The 7,253-nt window shown below is 72.5% G+C and carries 5 protein-coding genes; all 5 read left to right on the top strand.

Annotated elements, in window-relative coordinates:
* The first annotated feature begins 128 nt into the window (after positions 1–128).
* Positions 129–911, top strand: coding sequence for a segregation and condensation protein A (locus tag D7X12_RS36800; protein WP_439329413.1), 783 nt, complete (start codon positions 129–131; stop codon positions 909–911).
* The gene (gene scpB / locus D7X12_RS36795; protein WP_120629874.1) at positions 898–1,893 is read left to right on the top strand and encodes an SMC-Scp complex subunit ScpB; all 996 of its coding nucleotides are present in this window, start codon (positions 898–900) and stop codon (positions 1,891–1,893) included. Before D7X12_RS36800 ends, scpB begins: the two co-directional genes overlap by 14 nt.
* Positions 1,894–1,924: 31 nt before the next feature.
* On the top strand, positions 1,925–4,528 hold the full coding sequence (locus D7X12_RS36790; RefSeq protein WP_120629873.1) for a pseudouridine synthase: 2,604 nt from the start codon (positions 1,925–1,927) through the stop codon (positions 4,526–4,528).
* Between the two features lie 97 nt (positions 4,529–4,625).
* The gene (locus tag D7X12_RS36785; protein WP_120629872.1) at positions 4,626–6,746 is read left to right on the top strand and encodes a HEAT repeat domain-containing protein; all 2,121 of its coding nucleotides are present in this window, start codon (positions 4,626–4,628) and stop codon (positions 6,744–6,746) included.
* A partial coding sequence (locus tag D7X12_RS44735; RefSeq protein WP_369333664.1) for a tetratricopeptide repeat protein occupies positions 6,747–7,253 on the top strand: 507 nt, incomplete at its 3' end. It abuts the gene before it with no gap.

Genomic DNA, 7,253 nt, shown 5'->3' with positions numbered 1-7,253 from the left:
GGCGGTGGTGGCTTACGACCTTCGCTCACCGTCCGGTGAGCGAAGGTCGTAAGCCACCACCGCCCGACGACCTCCCGCCAGACCCCGACGGGGAGGGGACGCCGCGCACGCCCGCGGACGCCTTCCGGGTGGCGCTGCCCAACTTCGAGGGGCCCCTCGACCTGCTGCTCCACCTCATCAAGGAGCACCGGGTCGACATCTTCGACATCCCCCTGGCGCTCATCACGGGGAAGTACCTGGAGTACCTGGAGCGGATGCGGGAGCTGAACCTGGACATCGCCGGGGAGTTCCTGGTGATGGCCTCCACGCTGGCGCACCTCAAGAGCCGCATGCTCCTGCCCCGGCAGGACGCGGCCCAGGTGCCCGAGGGCGCGGACGCGCTCGCCGCCGTTGAAGAGGCCCAGGACCCGCGCGCGGAGCTGGTGCGCCGGCTGCTGGAGTACCAGAAGTACAAGGACGCCGCCGAGCACATGGCCAAGCAGGACATCCTCGACCGGGACGTCTTCACGCGCCGGGTGCCGGTGGAAGCCGTGCCCATCCCCGACGACGAGATCGGCCTCCAGGAAATCAGCGTCCTGAAGCTGGTGGAGGCGCTCGACCGGGTGCTCGAGCGCCTGACGCCCAAGGTGCAGCACGAGGTGGTGCTGGAGCGGGTGAGCCTGTCGGAGGCGATCCTCCGGCTGGCCGAGCGCCTGCGCGCGGAGGGCACGGTGGTGTTCGAGGCGCTGTTCACGGAGGCGGTCACGCGCCAGGAGGTGGTCATCACCTTCATCGCCATGCTGGAGATGGTGAAGCGCCGCCTCATCAAGGTCTTCCAGGAGGAGCCCCTGGGCCCCATCCAGGTGACGCCCAACGGGGACGCGCTGCAACAGCTGCTCCCCACGGAGGTTGACGAGAGTGACTACCGGTAACGGTCCCGATGACGGTGACGAGACGCCCGCCCCCGGCACGCCTGGAGGCCCGGGGCAGTTCTCCGAGGAGGAGATCGCCGCTGTCACCGGCCCCGGCCCCGACGACGCGGAGCTGGACGGGGTGGAGCCCGCCGCCATCGAAGAGGACTCGGACGATGCCGTCCCGGACCTCCAGAGCTCCTTCGAGAAGCTCGTCTCCAAGAGCCGCAACCTGTCCGGGGACCGCATCCGCACGGTGCTGGAGAGCGTGCTCTTCGTCGCCGAGCGCCCCCTGTCCGTGGACGAGCTGTACCAGGCCACCGGCATCAACCGGGACGCCATCACCCAGGCGCTGGATCAGCTCTCCGGCATCCACCGCGAGGGCATCAGCGGCATCGTGCTCTACGAGGTGGCGGGCGGGTGGCAGTTCCGCACGGACCCCCACTCCGCAGAGTATGTCCGGCGCTACCTCCGGGTGAAGCCGCAGCGGCTCACCCGCGCGGCGGTGGAGACGCTGGCCATCATCGCGTACCGGCAGCCCGTCACGCGGCCGGAGCTGGAGGACATCCGAGGGGTGGACTGCGGCGCGGTGCTCAAGGCGCTGATGGACCGCAAGCTGGTGAAAATCCTGGGCAAGCGGGAAGAAGTCGGCCGCCCCATTCTTTATGGAACCACGCGCGAGTTCCTGGAGTTCTTCGCGCTGAAGGACCTGTCGGCGCTGCCCACGCTGCGGGAATTCCACGAATTGACCCAGGAGCATCGGGAGATCGTGGAGAAGGAGGTGGCGCCGCCGGCGCCGGTGGCCTCGGGGACGGTGGCGGCGTTGTCGGACCCGGGCTTCACGAAGCGGATGGAGAAGAACGAAGCGGCGAGTGAGGCCGCGCTGGAGGAGCTGGAGGAGGCCATGGCTGCCGCGGAGCGGAGCCAGAAGGTCAGTTCCAGCGTCCTGGAAAGCCCCCCATCACCCGGGAAGGGTGATAGCGAGGGCCCCAAGCCCGAGTGACGGGCGGCAATGGAATGGAAGAAGGCAAGGAATGGCGGCGGAACGTTTGCAGAAGTACCTGGCTCGCGCGGGAGTGGCATCGCGCCGGCACGCAGAAGAACTCATCACCTCCGGTCGGGTGGGCGTCAACAACCAGACGGTGACGGAGCTGGGCAGTCGGGTGGAACTGGGCACGGACCTGGTCACCGTGGATGGGAAGCTCGTCACGCCGCCAGAAGAGTCGTCGTACTACCTGCTCTACAAGCCCATTGGCGTCGTGACGACGCTGTCGGATCCGCAGGGCCGGCCCACCGTGGCCAACTACGTGGAGGAGACGGGCCGTCGCCTGTTCCCCGTGGGCCGCCTGGACTACGACGCGGAAGGCGCGCTGCTCTTCACGGATGACGGGGCGCTGGCGCACAAGCTCACGCACCCCAGCTTCCAGGTGCCGCGCACGTACCTGGCGAAGGTGAAGGGCGTGCCGGACATGCCCACCATCGAGAAGCTGCGCGGCGGCGTGCGTCTGGAAGACGGCATGGCGACGCCGGTGTACGTGGGCATCTTCGAGAAGGTCGAGCGCAACACCTGGCTGAAGATCGTCGTGGCCGAAGGCCGGCCGCACCTCATCAAGCGCCTGTGCGCGGCGGTGGGCCACCCGGTGGTGCGCCTGTTCCGTCCGGCCTACGCGGGCGTGGGCGTGGAGGGTTTGCGTCCGGGCCAGCTGCGGCAGCTGAAGCTGTCGGAGGTGATGCAGCTCAACGAGGTGGCGGAAGGTCGTGCGCAGCCCGCGGAAGCGGAGATGAAGCTGCCGCCGCGTCGCCACGGGCGTGCGGCGCCGGGCTTCGACGGGCCGGACGACGACGAGACCGAGCTGTCGATGGACGACGACGCGCCGATGCCTCCGCGCAAGTCCGCGGGCAAGGCCGAGCGTCCGGACAAGAGGGCCGCGGCGGGCAAGGCGCCCACGGGTCCCAAGACGCGTGAGGCGCGTCCCGAGCGCAAGGATTGGAAGGGCGTGCAGGACGGTGGCACGCGTCCGCCGAAGTTCGCCGTGCGGGGCGCCACGCTGCCCACGGAGGACGAGGACCTCGATGACGCGGAGGTGCCGACGTTCGACGACGACGGTGAGGAAGTGGCGGAGCCGAAGTCCGAGGGTCGCCGTGGCGCCGGGCGTGCCGCGGAAGGTGAGACGGGTGGTGCTCGCGGCGCGGGTCGCGCTGGCAGGTCGGATGAGCGTGCACCGCGCGGCGCCGGTGGTTTCGGCAAGCCGGCGGGTGAGCGCGCGCCTCGTGCGGGTGGCTTTGGCAAGCCGGCGGGTGAGCGCGCACCTCGCGCGGGCGGTTTCGGCAAGCCTGCGGGTGGCAGCCGCTTCGGGAGTGACGAGGGCCGTGCGCCTCGTGCCGGTGGTTTCGGCAAGCCCGCGGGTCGCGGTGGTGATGAGGGTCGTCCTCCTCGCGCCGGTGGTTTCGGCAAGCCGGCGGGGGCAGGGCGCTTCGGTGGTGACGAAGGCCGTCCGCCGCGCGCGGGTGGCTTCGGCAAGCCGGCTGGGGCAGGGCGCTTCGGTGGTGACGAGCGCGGCGCTCCGCGTGGCCGTCCGGCGGGTGCAAGCCGCTTCGGTGGTGATGAGGGGGGTGCTCCTCGCGGTCGTCCGACGGGTGGCAGTCGCTTCGGTGGCGACGAGGGCGGGGCTCCGCGTGGCCGTCCGACCGGTGGCAGCCGCTTCGGTGGTGATGAGGGCGCTCCGCGTGGGCGTCCGGCCGGTGGCAGCCGCTTCGGTGGCGATGAGGGCCGTGCGCCTCGCGCGGGTGGTTTCGGCAAGCCCGCGGGTCGTGGTGGCGATGAGGGTCGTCCGCCGCGCGCGGGTGGCTTCGGCAAGCCTGCGGGTGGCAGCCGCTTCGGGAGTGACGAGGGCCGTCCTCCTCGTGCCGGTGGTTTCGGCAAGCCGGCGGGGGCAGGGCGCTTCGGTCGTGACGAGGGCCGTCCGCCTCGCGCGGGTGGCTTCGGCAAGCCCGCGGGCGGCAGCCGCTTCGGGAGTGACGAGGGCCGTCCTCCTCGCGCCGGTGGTTTCGGCAAGCCGGCAGGGCGCTTCAGCCGTGATGAGGGCCGTGCGCCTCGCGCGGGTGGCTTCGGCAAGCCCGCCGGTGGTGGCCGCTTCGGCAAGCCGGCCGGAGATCGCGCACCTCGCGCGGGCGGCTTCGGCAAGCCGGCAGGGCGCTTCGGTCGCGACGAGGGCCGTCCGCCTCGCGCGGGCGGCTTCGGCAAGCCCGCGGGTGGCAGCCGCTTCGGCGGCGAGGGCGGTGCCCGTGGCGGCGCGCGCTTCGGCAAGCCGGCCGGCGGTGCTTCGCGCGGCGAAGGCCGTCCGGAGCGTCGTGAATGGAAGCCCCGCGGTGAGTCCGCGGGCGGCGCGGGTCGTCCCGAGCGCCGTGAGTGGAAGCCTCGCGGCGAGGACGGCGGCAGCCGGGGTCCTCCGCGCGAGCGTCGCGGTGGCGTAGGCCGCACGCCGAGCACGAGCCGTCCTGGCGACTCGGCCCGGCCCACGGGTGAGCGCATCGTGCGCGCGGGCATCCGCAAGGGTCCTCCGGGCGAGGGGGGCAGCAAGCCGCCTCGCGGAGCGTCCGATCGCTCGGCTCCACGCGGCCCCCGTCGTCCTCGCTGAAACACCCTTCCTCCCGGGTCGTGCCGTCGGTGGGCGGCCCGGGGGGGCGTTGATATAACCGCCGCCTACCTCCACCGTCCGCCTCAGCGGGAGAACGATGCGAATCCGCGTGCGCCCCCTTTTCCTCGCCCTGACCCTGCTCGTCGGGTGCAATGGCAACCGGGATCAGCTCCTCGCGGAGATCCAGGACCCCCGTCCGGAGATCCGCGCCGCGGCCGTGAAGAAGCTGGCCGCCCAGAACAACACGGACGACCTGGTCCTCTTCACGCGCGCCGCCAAGGACCTCTCCGGCATCGTCCGGGGCGAGGCCGCCGCCGCGCTCGGTGAGAGCCAGGATGCGCGCGTGGTGGACCTCCTCGGAGAGCTGCTCGAGGATCCGGACGAAGCCGTGCAGGCCCAGGCCGCCCTGGCGCTCGCGAAGGTGAAGAACAACAACGACAAGGCCAAGGCGTACCTCACGCTCCAGTACGGACGCCGGGGCCGTGCCACCCGCCAGGTCATCGTCCAGGGCCTCAAGACCGCGAACGTCGCGAACCCCATGGCGACCGTCGTCGCCGCCGAGTCCAAGGGCCTCTGGGATCGCAACCTCCTCGCCCTCACCGAAGGCGCGCTCCCCGAACGCGTGGGCGCCGCCGAAGAGCTGGGCAGGAGCGGCCGTCCCGCGGCGGTCAACCAGCTGCTGCCCATGGTGCGCGACAGCCAGGTCATCCTCGCCGCCGCCGCCGTGCGCGGCCTGGGAGACGCCGGGGACTCACGCGCCGTCGCGCCCATCGCGCTGCTGCTCGACGAGAGCTTCCCGGAGCTGCGCGAGTCCGCCATCAGCGCGCTGATGAAGCTGCAGGATCCCACGGCCGCCACGCGGCTCCAGGCCGTGGCGGTGGAGAAGAGCGCGGTGAGCCCGCTGGCCACCGACGCCATCCTGACCTTCCAGCGCACGCCCGCCACGGATGCCGCGCTGTGCGCCATCGCGCTCGACGGTGCGCGCGCCGAGGCCCTGGCCGCAGGACACGCCATGCGCTCCCGCGGCGGTTGCCCGGCGGAGCCCATCGCGGAGCGCCTCGCCAGGCCAGCCTCCGCCGCGTCGGGGCTCCAGGCAGTGGCAGGGCTGGGCCCGTCCGCGCAGGCCCTGCTGCCCAAGGTGACGCCGTGGCTCAACCAGCCGGACGTCACGCTGCGCACGCTCGCGGTCGCGGCGGTGACGCGCGTGGGGGATGCCTCCGTGGCGCCCACGCTCCAGAAGCTCTACGAACAGGAGATCGCCGGCATCTCGGCGCTGCGCGCGGACTGGATCCCCCAGGCGCTGCCGCTGAAGTACAGCCCGGAGCTGGATCCCTCGGTTCCCCGTCCGCAGGGAGCGAAGGACGACAACCGCACCGGCAAGCACGCGCAGCTCTTCGAGCGGCTGCAGGCGCTGAACGCCGCCCGCGCGAAGGAGGCCGGCCGGGTCGTGGTCCCGCCGCGCGTGCCCTCGGAGCTGGGGGACGACGTGGAGTCCGCGAAGCTGGAGCCGCTGGCCACGCTGCTGACCGGGCTGGGCGCGCTCAAGGCCCCCGGCTCGCTGGAGCTGCTCAAGGGCTACGCGAACGACCAGAACCCCGTGCTGCGCGCGGCGGCGCTGGTGGGCCTGACGTACGCGGGACCGGAGGGCGTGGAGCTCGTGCGCGCGGCGATGCTGGAGCCCGACCGCGAACTGCAGAAGACCCTCGCGCTGGCGCTGGCGGAGCAGGGCGAGAGCGGCCAGCTCGCGCTGGTGGCCTCCCTGCCGAAGATGGGCAGCGAGAAGCTGGTGGTCCTGGGCGCACTGGCGCGCGTGGCACCGCCGCCCGCGTCGGCCTCGGAGGTGCTGCAGGGCGTGGTGAAGGAGGGTGGGGCGGAGGCGGCGGTCGCGGCGATGCTGCTGGGCCGGATGGGCGCGAAGGACGCGGTGCCCACGCTGCTCAAGGCGCTCGACGACTCCAACAGCGTGGCCCGGCGCGACGTGCTGCTGGCCCTGGGCGCCATTGGCGACGCGAAGTCGGCGGAGGTCGTGGGCCGCGACCTGTACCACGACCTCCCGGAGATCCGCGCCGCGGCGGCCACGGCGCTGCGCAAGATGAACTCGGGCACCGAGGCGGAAGCGCTGGAGGCCCTCAAGGGCGACTACTTCCGCGAGGTCCGCGTCGCCGCGGGCGCCACGCCGACGAAGGACACCGGCACGGTCGCTGGCGGGGCGCAGTGAATGGAGCTGCGCGAGCTCAAGGACAAGGCGACGGAGGCCTTCACCAGGGGCCGCTTCGCCAAGGCCGCCGAGCTGTACGCCGACTGCTGCCGCGCTGATCCGAAGGACCACCAGAGCCGCCTGCGCATGGGCGACGCCTGGGCCAAGGCAGGCCAGCGCGACCGCGCCGTGTCCGCCTACCAGTCCGCCGTGGAGGGCTTCGCGAAGGAGGGCTTCCTGCCGCGCGCCATCGCCGCGAGCAAGCTGATCCTCGAGCTGGATCCCACCCACCAGGGCGTGCAGCAGATGCTCGCGGACCTGTACGCGCGAAAGGGCACGCAGCCCACGTCCCGCGCGAAGCCCAGGGACAGCACGCCCGCGCCCACCGCGACGCCCGCCGAAGCGAAGGCGCCGCTCCCGGACACGGCGAGCGCCGCCGCGCCCGACGACACCGAGGTCGTCCTCTCCGTCGAGGTCCAGCTCGAGCCCGACGCGCCCTCCGAGGACCTGACGTCGAGCCCCCCGCCG

The sequence above is a fragment of the Corallococcus sicarius genome, assembly GCF_003611735.1.
Classification (GTDB): domain Bacteria; phylum Myxococcota; class Myxococcia; order Myxococcales; family Myxococcaceae; genus Corallococcus; species Corallococcus sicarius.
This window is presented reverse-complemented; position numbering and strand designations above follow the sequence as displayed.